The sequence below is a fragment of the Jiangella alba genome, assembly GCF_900106035.1.
In the GTDB taxonomy this organism is placed as follows: Bacteria; Actinomycetota; Actinomycetes; order Jiangellales; family Jiangellaceae; genus Jiangella; species Jiangella alba.
Genome location: NZ_FNUC01000003.1, coordinates 806,922 through 823,912, shown reverse-complemented (window position 1 = coordinate 823,912; position 16,991 = coordinate 806,922). Strand labels below are relative to the sequence as shown.

Genomic DNA, 16,991 nt, shown 5'->3' with positions numbered 1-16,991 from the left:
GTGCCGGCGGTGCGCCGGCGGATTACTGCTGCGGATCGCGCCGGACCGGCCCGGTCGTGCCGCGCGGGATCAGCCGCGACCCGACCTGGACCACCGGCGTGGCGGGCGGGCGCTCGTGCACCAGCCCGATGAGCAGGTCGACCGCCCGGCTGGCGATCTCGTCCGGGTCGATGCGGATGGTCGTCAGCGACGGTGTGGACACCGACGCCAGCAGCGTGTCGTCGATGCCGACCACGCTGACGTCGCCCGGCACCGAGGCGCCGAGCGCGGCGAGCTGGTGCAGCACGCCCATCGCGACGAGGTCGTTGTGCGCCAGCACCGCGGTCGCCTGGTGGGCGAGGACGAGCGGCGCGGCGTGCACCCCGGTCTCGAACCGGGGCTCGTACGGGCCGATCTCGATCAGCGACAGGCCGTGCGCGTCGAACGCGGCCCGGATCGACTTCGACCGCGACTGGTCCGGCCGGTTGCCGTTGCCGTCGACGAAGACGCACCGCTGGTGGCCGTACGCCTTGAGGTGCTCGGCCGCCTGCGCCATGCCGTCGGTGAGCGAGACGTGCACCTCGCTGACCCCCGGCACCTGGCGGTTGACCAGCACGACGGGCATCCGCTCGGCCAGCTCGGCGAGGCGGTGCTCCGGCAGCATCGACGCCCAGAGGACCAGGCCGTCGACCTTCTTCGACACCGCGGCGATGGTCTCGAGCTCGTCGGCCTCGCGCTCGTCGCTGTCGGCCACCAGCAGGGTGTAGCCCAACCGCTTGGCCCGCTCCTGCATCGCCTTGAAGATCGGCGGGAAGAACGGGTTGGTGATGTCCGGGATCAGCAGCCCCAGCGACTCCGTGCGGCCCTCGCGCAGCGACCGCGCCGCCTGGTTGGGCGTGTAGCCGAGCTTCTCGGCGGCGGCCACGACCCGCTGCCGGGTGGCGGCGTTGACGAGGTCCGGCGTGTTGAGCGCGCGGGACACCGTCGAGACGGAGACACCGGCGGCCTTGGCGACCGAGCCGATCGTGACGGCCATGTGGCTCCTCCTCGACGCTGGGTGGACTGGTAACGCGGCGGCAGCATTGCAAACGTTTCTGATGTGTGTCAAGAGGTGTCTATGCAGTGAACTGACGCATAGGGTACGGTGCTGACCGCCGCGATGAGTGATTTGCGGGATCGTTTTCACTGCGAAGGGACGCCGAAGCCCATGAAGATCACCGGGTGCGAAGTGCTCACCCTCCCCGACCACGGCGACAGCATGATGCTGGTCGCGGTCGACACCGACGAGGGCATCCACGGCCTGGGCGAGGTCGGCATCCGGACCCGGCAGCGCGCGGTCGCCGGCGGCATCGAGCACCTGGCCGAGCTGATCGTCGGCGAGGACCCCACCCGCATCGAGCACCTGTGGCAGGTCATGTTCCGGCGCGGGTTCTTCCCGTCCGACCGGTTCCTCTCCGCCGCGATCGCCGCCATCGACGTCGCCCTCTGGGACATCCGCGGCAAGGCGCTGGGCGTGCCGGTGTACGACCTGCTCGGCGGCCAGGTCCGCGACGCGGTGCCGTGCTACGTCCACGTCGGCGACCAGTACCGCGAGCTGCCGGCGTTCCTGGACCGCTGCCGGCAGCTGGTCGAGGACGGCTGGCGGCACCTGCGCTTCGCCGCGCCGCACGACGACGGCGTGCTGGACCAGCGGGCCAGCATGCGCGCCTCGATCGCGATGATGCACGCGGCCCGCGAGGCGCTCGGCGACGAGATCGAGCTGATCCTGGACGTGCACACCCGGCTGGACCCGCCGGAGGCGGTCACGCTGTGCCGCGAGATCGAGGCGGCCCGGCCGTACTTCGTCGAGGACCCGCTGCGGTCGGAGTCGCTGGACAGCTACGAGATGCTGCGGCTGCGCACCGGCGTGCCGCTGGCCACCGGCGAGGTGTACGGCTCGAAGTGGGAGTTCCAGCGGCTGATCGAGCGCGACCTCATCGACTACGCGCGCGTCGACGTCGCGGTGGCGGCCGGGCTGACCGAGGCGAAGAAGATCGCCGCGCTGGCCGAGACCCACTACGTCAAGCTGGCCACCCACAACCCGCTCGGCCCCGTCACGGCGGCGGCGTCGCTGCACCTCAACCTGGCCTGCCCGAACGTCGGCGTCCAGGAGCACCAGGTGGCGCCGGAGCCGGCGACGGCCGCGCTGTTCACCGCCCGGCCGACGGTGCGCCCGGGCTGGGTGGAGCGCAGCGAGCTGCCCGGCCTCGGCGTCGACATCGACCGCGAGGCCGCCCGCAAGCTGCGGGCGACACCGGCCGAGCGGCCGCACCTGCGCACCCCGGACGGCGCGTACACGAACTGGTGACGCGGCCGGCCCCGGCCGGCCCCGGCGATGGCTGGCGGTTCACTGGCGCTCTGGCACCAGCAAACCGCCGACCATCATGCCGGGAGTGCGAGGCCTAGCGCAGGACCTCGCGGGCCTGCTCGGCGGCCCGGGCGATGCTCTCGCTGACGAAGTCGATGAAGCGGGCGATGTTCTCGAGCCGGACGGCGGCCGGGGTGCCGCGGCCGAGCACCCCGACGCCCTGGCGGGCGGTCTCGGCCAGCTGGGCGTTGGACCGGGCGGTGGCGAGCATGGACTGGTACCAGACGTCGTTGTCGGCGGCGTAGCGCTCGCGCCGGCCGTCGTCGCGCCGGCGGACGACGAGGCCCTGGCGGTCGAGGAAGGTGACGGCCTTCGAGACCGACGCCGGGCTGACCCCCAGCCGCTGCGCCAGCTCGGCCGCGGTGAGGCTGCCGGCGTCTGTGGTGAGCAGGGCGGTGAGTACCTGGGCCGCGATGCGCGGCAGCCCGGACTGCATGAGCAGCGCGGCGAACGCCTCTTCGTACGCGCGGACGGCCTCGGCGTCGCGGCCGCGCACAGGCGGCGCCGCCGGTGGCGCGGGCGACGGAGCCGGTGTGCGCCGGTGGGCGCGGCGCTCGGTGGCGCGGCGGGCGGCATCGGCGCGGTAGCCGGTGGGCCCGCCGTTGCGCATGACCTCGCGGGTGACGGTGGACGTGGGGCGCCCGATGCGCCGGGCGATCTCGGCGTACGCGAGATCGTCGGCCAGCCCCAGCGCGATCTGCTGGCGTTCCCGCTGGGTGAGCCTGCCTCCCGGCATCGCGACCTCCTCGGTGCGTCGGTGCCGTCAGCATAGCGTTCACTCCACGTCATTGCAACGGCTCTCGTTGCGTTAGATTCCTACCACTGCAACGATTCCAAGCGCTCTACCTGTATTAACGTTGATTCCATGCCACGAGTGCGTTGCCAGATTCGTGAACGCAACGTAGCGTTTCTCGTATCAGAAACATACGAGAGCACAGGAGCTGAGACCGATGCACACGTTCGACACCCCCGCCCCGATCACCGCCGTCCTCGACATCCCTGCGGGCCGCCTCCAGGTCATCGCCGCCGACCGCGCCGACACCACGGTCGAGGTCCGGCCGATGGACGCGGCGAAGAACCGCGACGTCAAGCTGGCCGAGCAGACCACCGTCGGCTACGACGACGGCGTGCTGCGGGTCGAGGCGCCCGTGAAGCGCCAGATCCTCGGCAGCTCCGGCTCCGTCGAGGTGACGGTGCAGCTGCCCGCCGGCTCCCGGGTCGAGGCGAAGGCGGCCGCGGCCGACTTCCGCGGCGTCGGCCGGCTCGGCGACGTCACGTTCGACGGCGCCGCCGGCGACGTCAAGCTCGACGAGGCCGCCACCGTCCGCCTCACCGTCCAGGCCGGCGACATCGCCGTCGGGCACCTGACCGGTTCCGCCGAGATCGGCACCGCCAAGGGCGACATCGCCGTCGCCGAGGCCGCGCAGGGCACCGTCGTGCTCACCACCAAGGTCGGCGACCTGTCGATCGGCGCCGCCCCCGGCGTCTCCGCCACGCTCGACGCCGGCACCACCGTCGGGCGCATCGAGAACTCGCTGAAGAACGACGGCGAGCCGGGCCTGGCCATCCGGGCCACCACGATCACCGGCGACATCACCGCACACAGCCTCTGATCCGAGGCGTCCGCTAGTCGATGGCGGTCAGCACCGAGGCGACGTTGAACCAGACGCACGCACCGATGACCAGCGCGAACGTGAACAGCCAGACGCCGCCGGGGACGGCGGTCCGGCGGCCCATGAGGTAGGCGTCGGACTGCTGTACCCCGCGGCCGCTGGTGTGCGCCCGGACGACCGCCCACAGGCCGCGCACCGCGCCCACCGTCAGCAGCCAGGCGAACGCGTACACCACCACCGTGCACAGCCACGCCGACCCGTACCAGCCCACCAGCCCGAACCCGATCCCCGTCGTGAGCACGACGGCGACCGTCAGCCAGCTGCGCGACAGCAGGAACACCAGCGCGAGGCAGACCACCAGCACCCCGAGCGCCAGCCGCGCCCACCCGTGCGTGGCCGACCACACCAGCGCCCACCCGACGACGGCCGGCGCCGGGTAGCCCCACCACATCGTCCAGAGCGTGCCGGGCGTGCTGTGCGACCAGAAGTTCGTCGCGCCGGAGAGGTCGCCGCGCACCGTCACGCCGCGCAGCCGGAACCCGGCCGTCAGCGCCGCCACGACGTGGCCCAGCTCGTGCACGATGGTGACCGGGTACCCGGCCAGCCGCCAGGCCGGCCCGTACACCGCCAGCACGACGCCGGCCAGCGCGAACCCCAGCACGACCGACGGCGGCATGGTCGCCAGCGTCTCGTCGACCCGGACGTCCGCGAACCAGCCACGCACACCGTCGGTCGCCTCCGCCATCACCGCCCGACCCTAACCCGTCCCCTCCCAGAGATCGTCGAAGCCGTGGCAGAGCTGCGGCCGGAACGCCAGCAGCGCCGGCCGCAGCTGGTGCGCCGGCAGCCGCACCGGCGACCCGTCGCCGGGCCACGCGTCCCGGCCGCGCGGTTCGAGGTCGTGCCGGTAGGTCAGCCGCAGCCGGGTCGCCGGGTACCGGACCAGCCGGCCGGTGCCGACGGCGTCCGGCCCGGCGTGCTCGGACGCCGCCGCGTCGGCGCCGACGCCGGGCAGCGGCACCGGCAGCGGCGGGTTCTCGTGCAGGTAGAGGTCGACGACGCGGCGGCGACCGGTCCGAGAGGGGACGGCGTCGAAGGCGCGCCGCGTGACGACGGCCTGCACCCAGTCCCAGCCGACGGTGCTGCGCTCCAGCGCCCGCGGCCGCCACCGCCGCTTGCGGACGATCTGCAGCCCTTCCGCCGACACCAGGATGCCGACGCCGGCCGTGGCCCGCGGCAGCAGCCACAGCGTGACCGGCAGCGTCAGGCAGCAGAACAGCACCGGCACCAGCAGCACCAGCGCGATCAGCCCGGCCGCGACCGTCGGCAGGCCGAACGGGTCGGTCATCAGGACGACGCCACCCACCAGGACGGCGACCTGCGCCAGGATCGCCAGCAGCAGCCGCGGCCACGGCTCGCCGTGGTCCAGCCAGACCGGTCCGGCCGGGCGCGGCACCTCCGGCGGCTCCGGCGTCCCCGGCGTCCCCGGTCCGGCGGCGCCGGACGGCAGCGCGACGGGACGCGGCCCGGCGGCCTGCGGCGGCGTGAACCACTGGTCCACGCCGGTGCCCGCGTAGAACAGGTCCGGCCGCCACGCCGCCACCGCCTCGGCGACGTCGCGGGAGACCGGCTCGCCCAGCCGCAGCCGCGGCGCCGGGATCCGGACGCCCTCGATCAGAGTGTCGGCCTCGACGGCGACCTCGGCCGCGGCGAACGCCGGCAGACCGGGCACGTCGCGGGTGAGGTACAGCTCGAGCAGCTCGCCGGGGCCGGGCGCGTTGACGACCTGCACGTCGTCCCAGCCGACGCGGGCCCGGCCGCCCCGGTGCCACCACTTCGGGTGCTCGACGACGTCCATCCCCTCGGCGCCGACCACCAGTTCCCGCCGGTTCGTCGCGCCCGGCAGCCGGAGCACCGTCCGCGCCGTCAGCACCACCAGCGCCAGCCCGGACACCGCCGCGGCGATCGTCAGCGGCCGGGCACCGGAGTCCCACAGCTCGCCGGGGTCCCACCCGGTCAGCGCGCCCAGCGGCACGGCCAGCAGGAGGCAGACCAGCGCCAGCAGCACCAGCCGTCCTGCCCGCAGGGCGACGCCGGGCGCCGCGACCGGCACGGTGCGGGCCTCCTGCACCTGTTCTCCTAGGGCTCGATCGGGCGCACCCGGTCGTGGTAGCGCTCCAGGATCCTACGGTTGTGCTCGTCGCCCGCCGCCAGGTTGGCCGAGATGTAGACCGGCGGTTCCTCACCGCGCTCCAGCAGCTCCCGGCAGACCAGCTCGGTGAGGATCTGCGCGGCCAGCACCCCGGTCAGCGACGACACCGCGCCGATCCGCACGCCGGGCGCCAGCTCGATCGCCGCGTCGCCCTCCGGCGCGCCGTTGTCGATGACGACGTCGGCGAGGTCGGCCAGGCGCGGGCCGTCCGCGCTCCGGGCCGCCGCCGACCGGGTGTGCGCCAGCGACGTGATCGCGATCAGGCCGTGCCCGCGCTCGCGCGCCAGCTGGGCCATCTCGACGACCGCCGCGTTGAGGCCGGAGTTCGACACGATGAGGAACACGTCCTCCGGGCGCGGGCGGGCCAGCGCATAGACGCGTCCGGCCAGGCCGGACTCGCGCTCGTACGTCGGGTCGAGGATCGCTGCGGGATCCTCGCCCCCGAACATCACCAGGTCCTTCACGGCGAGCATGCCGACGGGGACCAGCCCGCCCGCGCGACCGGCCAGCTCCAGCGTCACGATGCGCGAGTGCCCGGTCCCGAACGCCTGCAGCACGCCGCCGGCCGCGACCGAGCCGGCCACCATGGCCGCGGCCTCCCGCAGGGCCGGCAACTGCGTCTCGACGACGTGCTCGACCAGTCCGGCGGCCCGGGCGGCGTACTCGGATGCGATCACGTGCTCTCCTCCGCTGCTGCGACGATCCGCGCCACCTGGACGGCGACGTCGGCGACCCGCTCGCCGCTGCCCGGCCGGACCGGGCTGACGAGCGTCTCGTACGTGGGTGGCGTGCTGCGGCTGGGCAGGTAGCCGAGGTAGCCGTTGGCGTAGCCGACGACGATGACGCGGGGGCCGGCGGCCGCGCGGATCGCCTCGCCCAGCTCGAGGAACAGCTCGCCGGGGATCGCCACCAGCGTCACGCCGCCGAGCCGGACCGCCTGCACGTCGACGTCGTACGGCTCGCCGCGGTCCGCGAGCTCGCCAGCGATGCGCCGGCCCTGCTCGAACACCTGCCGGGTGCGCGCGTCGGCGGCGCCGGCGGCGGTGGCCCGGGTCGCGGCGGCCACCTCGGCCGCGGTCTTCGGCTCCAGCCGGACCCGCCGCGACACCGGCAGGCGGACGGTGTCAGCGCCGGGCTCGCGCGACGGCGTCAGCGGCAGCGCGGCGGCGACCAGCGACGCCAGCCGGGCCAGCTCGGCCGGGCTGCGGCCGCGGCGGGTGTGCCGGGTGCTGATGTCGCCGGCGGCGCCGGTGGCGGCGACCGCCCAGCGGCCGGGTGCCTCGAGCGCACGGCGGATCGCGCCGTTGAGGTCCGCGGAGACGTCGCTGTTGCCGGCCGGCAGCACCGTCGGGTGCACCGGCGAGACCGTGACGACGCCGGTGACGCCCGCCTCGGTCGACACGACGAGCGCGTCGACCGGCACGTCCAGCCGTTCGGCGGCGCCGGCGATCCGGCGCCCGGCCAGGCCCGCGACCTCCGTCCGGACGCGGGTCAGCGCCGCGTCACGCTCGTCGACGACGGCCGCCGTCGCCGCGCTGACCGCGGCCGCGACCAGCCGCCGCCCGACGTCCGGCGGGGTCGGGCTGCCGCCCGGCGTGCAGCCCGTCTCCGGGCTCGCGTGCGTGTGCGTGGCCGCGACCCAGCAGTCGTCGATCCGCAGCTCCCGCAGGGCGTCGCGCACCTGCCCGGCGACGTCGGCGTTCACGCAGACGAGGTCGGCCACGACCAGCGCGAACCGGCGCCCGCCGGCCGCGAACGTCACGACGTGCACCTCCAGCGGGTCCAGCACGCCGCCGGCCCCCTGCGCCCGGTCGGCGTAGCCGCCCATCGGCTCTCCCGGCCTGACCTCGAACAACTGCTCGCCGTGCCCGATCCTCACCCGCGCTCCCCCACCCGTGCTCCCAGCCACGCCCGGTCGGCGTAGCCGCGCAGCAACTCACTCGGCTCGCCCGGCCTGACCTCGAACAACTGCTCGCCGCGCCCGATCCTCACCCGCGCTCCCCCACCCGTGCTCGCAGCCACGCCCGGTCGGCGTAGCCGCGCAGCAACTCACTCGGCTCGCCCGGCCTGACCTCGAACAACTGCTCGCCGTGCCCGATCCTCACCCGTGCTCCCCCACCTGTTCCCGTAGCCGTGCCAGCAAGCGCGTGTACGGCGCCGCGCCGCGCAGCAGCGTCAGGCCGCCGTCCAGCGACGACCCGGCCGGTTCGGCCGGTTCCAGCCCGTGCTCGCGCAGCCCGTCGCCGAGCCGTCCCAGCAGCGGCCCGCCCGCGTCGAGCAGCCGGCCGGACCACGACACCCGCGGTCCGGCGTCCGGCTGACGCCGCGCGGCCGACACCGCCAGCGCGACGAGGTCGTCGACCGCCGCCGCGCAGATCGCCCGCGCGACGTCGTCCTGCCCGGCCGCCTCGACGACCACCGGCGCGAACCCGGCGATCCGCGGCACCAGCTCCGGGTCGCGGTAGAACCGCTGCAGTGCGGCGAGGCCGGAGCCGCCGACGGCGTCCGGGAACCGCTCCGTCAGCACGGTGTCCGGGCCGACGCCGTCCAGCGCCGCGGTGGCCGCGCGCAGCCCGGCCAGCCCGATGGCGTAGCCGCTGCCGCGGTCGCCGAGCGCCGGGCCCCAGCCCTCGACCGTCGTGTACTCCCCGCCGGCACCCATGGCCAGCACATTCGTGCCGGTGCCGAGGCACAGCACCGTGCCGGGACCGGCCAGCGCGCCGGCGTGCGCGAGGTGCACGTCCACGGTCACCAGCGCCGGGCCGCCCAGCTCCGCGCCGATGCGCCGGGCCAGCTCGCGCCGCGCGCCTGGCTCGCCGGGCAGCGCCGTCAGCCCGGCGATGACGCCGGCCACGCGGCCCGGCAGCTCGATCGCGGCGGCCGCCGCCCGCACCGCCGCGACCGTCCGCTCGACGCCGTCCTCCCCCGGCCGGTAGCTCATGCCCGGACCGGTGCCGACCTGCCGGCGCTCGCCCGTCACCGCCAGCAGCCGCAGCGCCGACTTGCCGCCGTCGATGCTGATGAAGGTGTCCGTCACCGCGACATCCCCGCCGTCAGCCCGCTGATGATGTGCTTCGTCGCGAACGCGAACACGATGGCCAGCGGCACCAGCGCGATGACCAGCCCGGCGAACAGCGTCGCGCGGTCGGCCGCGAACTCGCCGAAGAACCGGGTCAGCCCGACCGGCACGGTGTACTTGTCGTCGCTGCGCATCAGCACCAGCGGGTAGAAGAAATCGTTCCACGTCGGAGCGAATTGGAATACCGTCACGACGGCCAGCGCCGGGCGCATGAGCGGCAGCACGACGGAGACGAACATCCGCCCCTCGTGGGCGCCGTCGAGCTTGGCCGCCTCCTCCAGCTCCGTCGGGAGACCCCGCATGAAGCCCATGATGACGAAGATCGAGAACGGGATGCCGCTGGCCGCGTAGAGCAGCACCAGCCCGAGGCGGCTGTCGATCAGCCCCAACGACTGGTACATGTAGAAGACCGGCAGCAGCCCCAGCTTCGCCGGGATCATCAGCCCGCTGATGAACAGCGCGGCCAGCAGCGCCCGGCCGCGGAACCGCCAGCGCGACAACGCGTACGCGGCCATCGCCGACACCGCCACGCACAGCGTCACCGACGCCACCGTCACGACCACCGAGTTCATGAAATACGTGCCCAGCGACGCCGTCTCCCACGCCCGCTGGTAGTTGTCCAGGCCTAGCGACGTCGGCAGGCCGACCGGCTGGCGCAGGATGTCGGCGTTGTCGCGGAACGAGCCGATCAGCACCAGCACCAGCGGGCCGAACGCGAGCGCGGCGTAGAGCCACAGCAGCAACTGCACGCCGGCCCGGCGCAGGCCGGTGCCGGAGCGCGTCGCCGCCGGACCCGTCGAGGCCGGCGACGGGCGCATGCGCCGCTGCGGAGTCAGGGTCGACGTCACGAGGCCACCTCCCGGCGTCGCAGGAACCGCTCGAGCACGATCGCGACGCCGAAGATCAGCACGAAGATCATCATGGCCAGCGCCGACGACTCCCCGATCGCGTTGGTGCCGCCCTCGAACGCGGTGCGGTAGTAGAGCAGCCCGAGCACGTCCATGGCGCCGCCGGGGCCGCCGTCGGACCCGCCGAGCGCGTAGACCAGGTCGAAGATGTTGAAGCAGCCGATGAACGTGAGCACGGTGATGACGCCGACCGCCGGCATCAGCAGCGGGAAGCGCACGCTCCAGAACGCCCGCACCGACGACGCGCCGTCCAGCGCCGCCGCCTCCTCCAGCTCCCGCGGGATGCCGCCCAGCGCGGCGAGGAAGATCAGCATCGGCCCGCCGATCCACTGCCACGCGTTGACGAGGATCAGCACCGGAAGCGCGGTGTCCGGGTCGCCCAGCCACGGCCGCGCCCACGAGTCCAGCCCGACCGACTGCAGCACGTAGTTGACCGGCCCGAACGACGGGCTCAGCAGCAGCGACCACAGGTAGCCGACGATCAGCGGGCTGATCAGGTACGGCAGCGAGAACACCGTCTGGAAGAACCGCTTGCACCGCGGGTTGCGGTAGAGCAGCAGCGCGAGACCGAGGCCGACGGTGTTCTGGATCGCCATCGTGCCCACGAAGAACAGCACGTTGTGCCAGAGCGCGACCGGGATCTCGTCGCCGAGCGGGTACCGGGTCAGCACCTCCTGGTAGTTGCCCAGGCCCGCGAACCCGGCCCGCTGCGTGCCCTCCCAGTGGAAGAACCCGTAGTAGAACGCCGTCACCAGCGGCACGACGATGAGCAGGCCGTACAGCAGCAGCGCCGGCAGCGTGAACCCGGCGATCCAGCCCAGGCCGGTGCGGCCGGCGCGATACCGCGCCGGCCGCCGCGGCCCGGACGTCACGACTGCGGTTCGAACCACTGGCCGACGCCCTGCTGGATGTGACCGGCGGCCTCCTCGGCGGTGGCCCCGCCGAGGACGAAGTCGGACAGCGCCTCGGAGGCGAGGTCCCACGCCGTCGGCTGGTCGCTGGAGAAGTACGCGTACGTGACGTACGGGCTCGGGTTGGCCAGGTGCGCCTCCAGCGCCTCGGCCAGCAGCTCGTCGGCCGGCTCGACGCCGGGCACCGCGCTGATCTGGCGCAGCTCGTCGGTGAACGCCTGGCCGAACTCCTCCGACGCCATCCAGCGGACGAGGTCGAGGGCGGCCTCCTGGTCCGGCGACGCCGCCGAGACGCCGAACGAGCCGTCGACGTAGCCGGGCACCAGCGTCTCCTGGACGGCGGCGCCGGGCGGCGGCGGCACGTTGAAGATCCCGAGCTCGAGGTCGGGGTTGGCCTGCGCGAACACGGCCAGCTCCCAGATGCCGCCGGGGAACATCGCCGCCTGGCCGGAGGTGAACAGCGCCTGCGCGTCGGCGTACGTCACGCCCTGGAACTGCGGCGCCCAGAACTCGCTGGTGCCCTGCCAGGTCGTCATCGAATCGACCCACGGCTGACCGGTGAAATCGGTTTGACCGGTGAGCATCTGGTCGAGGTAGTCGTAGCCGCCGTACGTGCTGGCGCCGAAGATCTCGTGCTGGATCGGCAGCATCCAGGTGTCCGCGATGGTGGCCGCCAGCGGCGTGACCCCGGCGGTCTGCAGGGCGGTGAACGCCGCGATCATGTCGTCCCACGTCTGCGGCGGCGTGAGGCCGTGCTCGTCGAACAGCGCCTTGTTGTAGATGACGTGCAGCGTCTGCAGCGCGAACGGCACCCCGTACACCTGGCCGTCGGCGACGCCGCGGGCGCCGTCCATCACCTCCTCCGGGAAGTCGGCCAGCGCCTCGACCTCGTCGTCCAGCGGGACCAGGCTCTCGGACGCGACCAGCGGCTGGAGCAGCCCGTACGACCGCAACTGGGCGACGTCCGGCCCGCTGGCGTCGCCCAGGCCGGTGCGCAGGATGGTGTCGTACTCGTCGGCCTTGTAGGGGACGTACTCGACGGTCACGCCCGGGTTGGCGTCCTCGTAGAGCTGGAAGATCTTGTCGTAGGCGGCGACGTCCTCCTGCCGCCAGCCCCAGACCTCCAGCGTGACCTCGTCGCCGTCGCCGCTGGTGCCGGAGTCGCCCTCCGAGGCGCTGGGACTGCATGCCACGAGGCCGAGCGTCAGCGTGCCGAGGAGGGCGAGCGCGCCGCTTCGTCTGCCGATCATGTGGGACTCCTGGTCGGATGGTGGACTGGTGAGACGGAGACCGTAATACCGGTCTATACCGCTGTCAATCCCCGGCGCGTCTACCTGCACTGTCCGGGGCGGTACGTAGGATGGCGTCAATCTGGCGAGCAAGGGAGCCGCACCGTGCCAAGGCCGCGACACGAGCCGACCGACGTCGCGCCGGACGTGTTCACGACCGGAGACCGCGCGAAGGGCGCGCACATCAAGGACGTGCTCGAATCGCTGGTCCAGCGGTCGCGCGACGGTGCGCTGCTGCCGTCCGAGCGGGTGCTGGCCGAGCGGTTCGGGGTGGCGCGCATGACCGTCCGGGGCGCCGTCAACGAGCTGGAGTCGCGCGGGCTGGTGCGGCGGGTGTCCGGGCGGGGGACGTTCGTGCAGCGGCCGACGCTCACCCACTCGGAGATCTTCCGGTCGTTCAGCCAGGACATGCGCAACCGCGGCATGACGCCGGGCTCGCGCAGCTACCGGGCCCGCACCCGCCCGGCGACCCGTGACATCGCCGAGCGCCTGGGCGTCGAGACCGGCGCGCCGGTGCACTCCATCGAGCGCATCCGCACCGCCGACGGCACGCCGATGGCGCTGGAGCGGACCAACCTGTCGGCCGCGCGGTTCGCCGGCCTGCTCGACGTCATGAACCGCGACGAGTCGTTGTACGACGTGCTCGCCAGGGTGTTCAGCGTGCGGCTGGAGTCGGCCGAGCAGACGGTGTCGATCGCGCGGCTCAGCCCGGCCGAGGCCAAGCGGCTCGAGGTCCCCGGCTACGACCCGGCGTTCCTCATCGAGCGCCGGTCGGTCGACAACATGGGCAACGTGGTCGAGTTCGGCCGCTCCCTCTACCGCGGCGACCGGTACGCCATCCAGATGCACGTCAGCCGCCCCGCCGGCGGCTGAGCGCACCCGCCACTCCACCATGATCATCAACCTTTTGGGCTGCTATGGCGACCGAAAAGGTGGACAGTGACGGCCATCCCCGGGCGGCTCACACCACGGCCGCAGCCCACTCCGCCGCAGCGGCGCACGTCGGCATCGCCCCATCACAGCCGCCGCCACGACACGGCCACCGGTCCCGCGAGCCACGACCGAGATCCACTCCGCCGCCGCAGCCGCGGCCGAGGTCCACTCCGCCGCCGCGTCCGCGGACGTTGTCAGTACGCGCCCGTAGAGTAGGTGGCCCACCCGGCCGGGAGGGGTGGGCCACGGCCACAGCGGCGCACGTCGGCATCGCCCCATCACAGCCGCCGCCACGACACGGTCACCACACGGCCGCCATACCGCGGCCACACCCCGGCCACACCGCGGCCGCGTCGCCGCGGCATCGCACCCGCATCGCCGCCAGCGCCACGCCGCCACCACGCACCACCACACCACCATCGCGCCGTCACCGCCGCCCGCGCTGACCTGCCACGACAGCCCGCCGCCGTCCACCAGCCGCGCCTTCCCGGCCCGGACCAGGCCGCCGCGACCGCCGGTCTCACCCCGTCGCAACCCCTCTGGTCAACTCGGTCGCGCCCTGTTACGCTCCCCGCCAAAATACCGGTCTAGACAGGAATCCAGACCCTGGAGGCGGAGTGAGGATCACGCTCGGAACGCTGGCGGCAACCGCCTGCGCAGCCCTGATCGCACCGCTCGCGGCCACCGCCGCGGAGACGCCGGCAATGGAGACGCCGGCCGCACCCGCGGCCACCACCCCCGCGACCACCACCCCCGCGACCACCACGCCGGCAACGACGACGGCGCGGCAGGAGACCAACGTCCGCCTGCTCGACTTCAACTTCGCCGGCAACGGGTTCAACGGCGGCGACACCGGTGCGCCCGTGACCGACGCGGTGAACAAGGTCGTCGAGCAGCAGGCGGAGATCGTCGGGCTGAACGAGATGTGTTACACGCAGTGGGTCGCGATGCGCGACCAGCTGAAGGCGCAGCCCGGCTACGAGAACCTGACCGAGCACGTCGTCGTCACGAACTACAACATCCCGAACTGCTACGACCCGGTCGTCAACCCCGGCGGCTGGTACGTGATGGGCCTGTTCAGCAAGTACGAGTCCGAGCAGGTCATGTTCGGCGACACCCCGTACCTCGACCTCGGCTACCACTACCGGCAGCGGTTCCGGAAGCTGGTCTGCGGCGACGTCGCCATCCCGGGCGCCGTCGCGGTCCGCGCCTGCGTCACGCACACCGAGGTGCCGCTGCCGCTGATCAACGAGACGTCGTTCCCGGACGACCCCGACATCGCCGAGGACCCGCTGTACGGGCGGTCGATCAACTACGCGCAGGCGAAGGTCATCGCCGAGGCGATCACGCCGATGACGCGGGAGCTGCCGGTCGCGCTGATGGGCGACCTCAACGAGCTGCCGTTCCTGCCGTCGCTGGACTTCTTCTACCGGCGCTGCGGCGGCAACGGCGTCTTCGAGGAGGTCGACGGGCGCGACGTGCGGTGGCCGGTGATCCGCCGGTTCAACCTCGGCACCGAGGCCTGCCCGCACCGGCAGGGCGAGTGGACGATGGGCAAGGAGGGGCTGCCCGACAACTACGACAAGCCGTACGAGAGCAACCGGAAGATCGACTACATTTTCGTCGACACCCGGCACTTCGTGGTCGGCCCGGAGTCCGGCCGAGTGATCTCGACGCCGTTCTCCGACCACCGCATCGTCGTCGGCGACGTCACCCTGGTGCACTGAGAGGAGCGACCATGCGGCAGAGCGGACGACTCGCGGCCGCGGGCGTCGCCACCCTGATCCTGCTGGCCGGCGCCGTGGCGCCGGCCGGCGGGGCGGGGTCGGCCGACGACTTCCGCGTCCTGCCCTACCTGCAGAGTCCGAGCAGCGAGGGCATCCGGATCACCTGGTTCACCGAGACCGACGAGCCCGGACGGCTCACCGTCCGCGGCCCCGGCATCCGCGGCAGCCTGACCACCGAGGTCGGCGGGGAGCTGCTGCCGGAGCTGGCCTACACCGACGCCGAGCGGGCGCAGCAGATCCCCGGCCTGGAGCCGGGTTCGTGGCTGCTCGGCGCCGACAACTACAAGCACACCGAGCTCATCGACGGGCTGCGGCCGGGCACCCGCTACACGTACACCGTCGAGCAGGACGGCTCGACCTTCCGCGGCCGGTTCGAGACGGCGCCGACGGCGGACGACTGGCGGCAGATCCGGCTGATCGCGCTGTCCGACTCCGAGACCGAGCCGCTGGGACGGGTGCAGAAGCGCGAGTGGGCGCCCGGCGCGGGCGCCGACGGCCGTCCGTCCGCCGCGGCGGGGTCGGCCTGGGACCAGGTGCACGGGACGACGACGCTGTCCGGCACGCGGGTGCTGCGCTATCCGCTGACCGAGGACGAGGGGCTGCGCCGCAACCTCGCCGTCATCGAGCAGCGCTCCCCCGACGCCGTCCTGTTCACCGGCGACCTCGTCCAGGGCGGCGGCTACCAGCCGGGCTGGGACGAGTTCTTCCGCAGCACGGCCGGCGCCGGCGGCGACCTGCTGACGTCGGTGCCGATCCTGCCCGCGTTCGGCAACTGGGAGAGCTTCGGCGCGCTCAACGGCGGCTACGGCACGCCCGACGACCGCAGCCCGGTGGTGCGGTCGCGGGCGAAGTTCCACGCCTACTTCGACGGGCCCGCGAACGGCACCCCGGCGCACCAGGACAACTACTACCGGGTCGACTACGGCCCGGTCACCGTGCTGACGCTGGACAGCAACAACGGCCAGCCCGACGACGCCGCGGCGAACTACGCGGCGGACGAGAAGCTGACCGGCCGCGAGTACACCGGGCCGGGCACCGACACGCAGGAGAACTTCACCCGCGAGCAGTACGAGGCGGCCGGCGGCACCGACCTGTCCGACTTCGGCCCCGGCAGCGTCCAGTGGACGTGGGCCGAACGGCAGCTGGCCGAGGCACGCGCGGCCGGGCAGATCGTCGTCGTCCAGTTCCATCATGTCCCGTACAGCTCCGGCGAGCACGGGCTGCCGATGAACCACGCGCTGACGTCCGGCCAGGGCGGCACCCCGATGCGGGTCTACCACCCGCTGTTCGAGCGGTACGGCGTCGCAGCGGTCATCTCCGGGCACAGCGAGATGTTCGAGCGCAGCTTCGTCGACGAGGACGGCGACGGCACCGGCGTCCACTACTACGACGTCGGCGTGGCCGGCGACGGCCTGCGCGGCGTCCGCCGTGAGGGCGCGACGCTCGACACCGCGCCGCTGCGCTACAACCCGTTCAGCCGGTGGACCGCCGACCAGAGCGAGACCGAGCGGTGGGTGGCCGGCGACGGCGTCCCGCGGCTGGAGGCGGGCGGCAAGCACTACGGCCACCTCGAGATCGACGTCGAGCGGCTGCGCGGCGGCGACGAGATCGCCCGCATCACCCTCACCCCGGTGCACGTCTTCCCGGTGCTCGACGACGACCTGACGGTGACGCGGACCGAGCGGCGCACCTACGGCGACCAGATCGTCATCGACATCGGCTCCGACGGCCGCCCCACCGGCTGACGGGAGGCGTGCGCCCGCCTGGGTGCGCTACTACTTCGAGGAGCTGAACCGTACTCGACGCGCCCTTGCCCATACGGGCCGTCTGAACCGAGGCCGATGTCGAGCGGATGGAGATCCGGGTACGAGAC

The 16,991-nt window shown here is 73.3% G+C and carries 15 protein-coding genes; 5 read left to right on the top strand and 10 right to left on the bottom strand.

All coding sequences use genetic code 11. The features are described 5' to 3' along the window. Window positions 1-22: 22 nt before the first annotated feature. Complete coding sequence (locus BLV02_RS06450; RefSeq protein WP_069114638.1) at window positions 23-1,015, bottom strand: LacI family DNA-binding transcriptional regulator; 993 nt, start codon at window positions 1,013-1,015, stop codon at window positions 23-25. A gap of 171 nt (window positions 1,016-1,186) precedes the next feature. Between BLV02_RS06450 and BLV02_RS06445 the strand changes: the two genes are divergently transcribed. Continuing rightward, the gene (locus BLV02_RS06445) at window positions 1,187-2,326 is read left to right on the top strand and encodes a mandelate racemase/muconate lactonizing enzyme family protein (protein WP_069114639.1); all 1,140 of its coding nucleotides are present in this window, start codon (window positions 1,187-1,189) and stop codon (window positions 2,324-2,326) included. A 94-nt stretch (window positions 2,327-2,420) separates the two neighbouring features. Here the strand turns inward: BLV02_RS06445 and BLV02_RS06440 are convergent, their stop codons facing one another. Further along, a complete protein-coding gene (locus BLV02_RS06440) occupies window positions 2,421-3,122 on the bottom strand; it encodes a GbsR/MarR family transcriptional regulator (RefSeq protein WP_069114640.1) in 702 nt (233 codons plus the stop codon). A gap of 214 nt (window positions 3,123-3,336) precedes the next feature. Here BLV02_RS06440 and BLV02_RS06435 point away from each other — a divergent pair, with 214 nt between their 5' ends. Beyond that, window positions 3,337-3,999, top strand: coding sequence for a DUF4097 family beta strand repeat-containing protein (locus BLV02_RS06435; RefSeq protein ID WP_069114641.1), 663 nt, complete (start codon window positions 3,337-3,339; stop codon window positions 3,997-3,999). A gap of 13 nt (window positions 4,000-4,012) precedes the next feature. Here BLV02_RS06435 and BLV02_RS06430 read toward each other — a convergent pair whose 3' ends face one another. The 8 genes from BLV02_RS06430 to BLV02_RS06395 form a co-directional block, all read right to left on the bottom strand. Then, window positions 4,013-4,744, bottom strand: coding sequence for a M50 family metallopeptidase (locus BLV02_RS06430; protein ID WP_069114642.1), 732 nt, complete (start codon window positions 4,742-4,744; stop codon window positions 4,013-4,015). Window positions 4,745-4,756: 12 nt separating this feature from the next. Then, a complete protein-coding gene (locus tag BLV02_RS35480; protein WP_069114643.1) occupies window positions 4,757-6,130 on the bottom strand; it encodes a hypothetical protein in 1,374 nt (457 codons plus the stop codon). An 8-nt stretch (window positions 6,131-6,138) separates the two neighbouring features. Then, window positions 6,139-6,888, bottom strand: coding sequence for a sugar isomerase domain-containing protein (locus BLV02_RS06420; protein ID WP_069114644.1), 750 nt, complete (start codon window positions 6,886-6,888; stop codon window positions 6,139-6,141). Then, window positions 6,885-8,090, bottom strand: a complete 1,206-nt coding sequence (locus BLV02_RS06415; protein ID WP_141711848.1) for a hypothetical protein — start codon at window positions 8,088-8,090, stop codon at window positions 6,885-6,887. Before BLV02_RS06415 ends, BLV02_RS06420 begins: the two co-directional genes overlap by 4 nt. A 222-nt stretch (window positions 8,091-8,312) precedes the next feature. After that, on the bottom strand, window positions 8,313-9,248 hold the full coding sequence (locus BLV02_RS06410; RefSeq protein WP_069114646.1) for an N-acetylglucosamine kinase: 936 nt from the start codon (window positions 9,246-9,248) through the stop codon (window positions 8,313-8,315). Then, entirely contained in the window at window positions 9,245-10,138 is an 894-nt protein-coding gene (locus tag BLV02_RS06405) for a carbohydrate ABC transporter permease (RefSeq protein WP_216094557.1), read from the bottom strand. The genes BLV02_RS06410 and BLV02_RS06405 overlap by 4 nt, the downstream gene beginning before the upstream one ends. After that, complete coding sequence (locus BLV02_RS06400) at window positions 10,135-11,070, bottom strand: carbohydrate ABC transporter permease (protein ID WP_083289164.1); 936 nt, start codon at window positions 11,068-11,070, stop codon at window positions 10,135-10,137. Before BLV02_RS06400 ends, BLV02_RS06405 begins: the two co-directional genes overlap by 4 nt. Continuing rightward, complete coding sequence (locus tag BLV02_RS06395; protein ID WP_069114647.1) at window positions 11,067-12,359, bottom strand: ABC transporter substrate-binding protein; 1,293 nt, start codon at window positions 12,357-12,359, stop codon at window positions 11,067-11,069. The genes BLV02_RS06400 and BLV02_RS06395 overlap by 4 nt, the downstream gene beginning before the upstream one ends. A gap of 144 nt (window positions 12,360-12,503) precedes the next feature. Here BLV02_RS06395 and BLV02_RS36345 point away from each other — a divergent pair, with 144 nt between their 5' ends. The 3 genes from BLV02_RS36345 to BLV02_RS06380 all read left to right on the top strand — a co-directional run bounded on the left by BLV02_RS36345 (window position 12,504) and on the right by BLV02_RS06380 (window position 16,863). Then, window positions 12,504-13,271 carry a GntR family transcriptional regulator gene (locus BLV02_RS36345; RefSeq protein WP_171906883.1) on the top strand — a complete coding sequence of 256 codons (768 nt, stop codon included), beginning with the start codon at window positions 12,504-12,506 and terminating at the stop codon, window positions 13,269-13,271. Window positions 13,272-13,948: 677 nt separating this feature from the next. Beyond that, window positions 13,949-15,058: an endonuclease/exonuclease/phosphatase family protein gene (locus tag BLV02_RS06385; protein ID WP_171906884.1), complete on the top strand. Its 1,110-nt coding sequence runs from the start codon at window positions 13,949-13,951 to the stop codon at window positions 15,056-15,058. A gap of 11 nt (window positions 15,059-15,069) precedes the next feature. Then, window positions 15,070-16,863, top strand: coding sequence for a metallophosphoesterase family protein (locus BLV02_RS06380; protein WP_069114650.1), 1,794 nt, complete (start codon window positions 15,070-15,072; stop codon window positions 16,861-16,863). The last annotated feature ends 128 nt before the right edge of the window (window positions 16,864-16,991 follow it).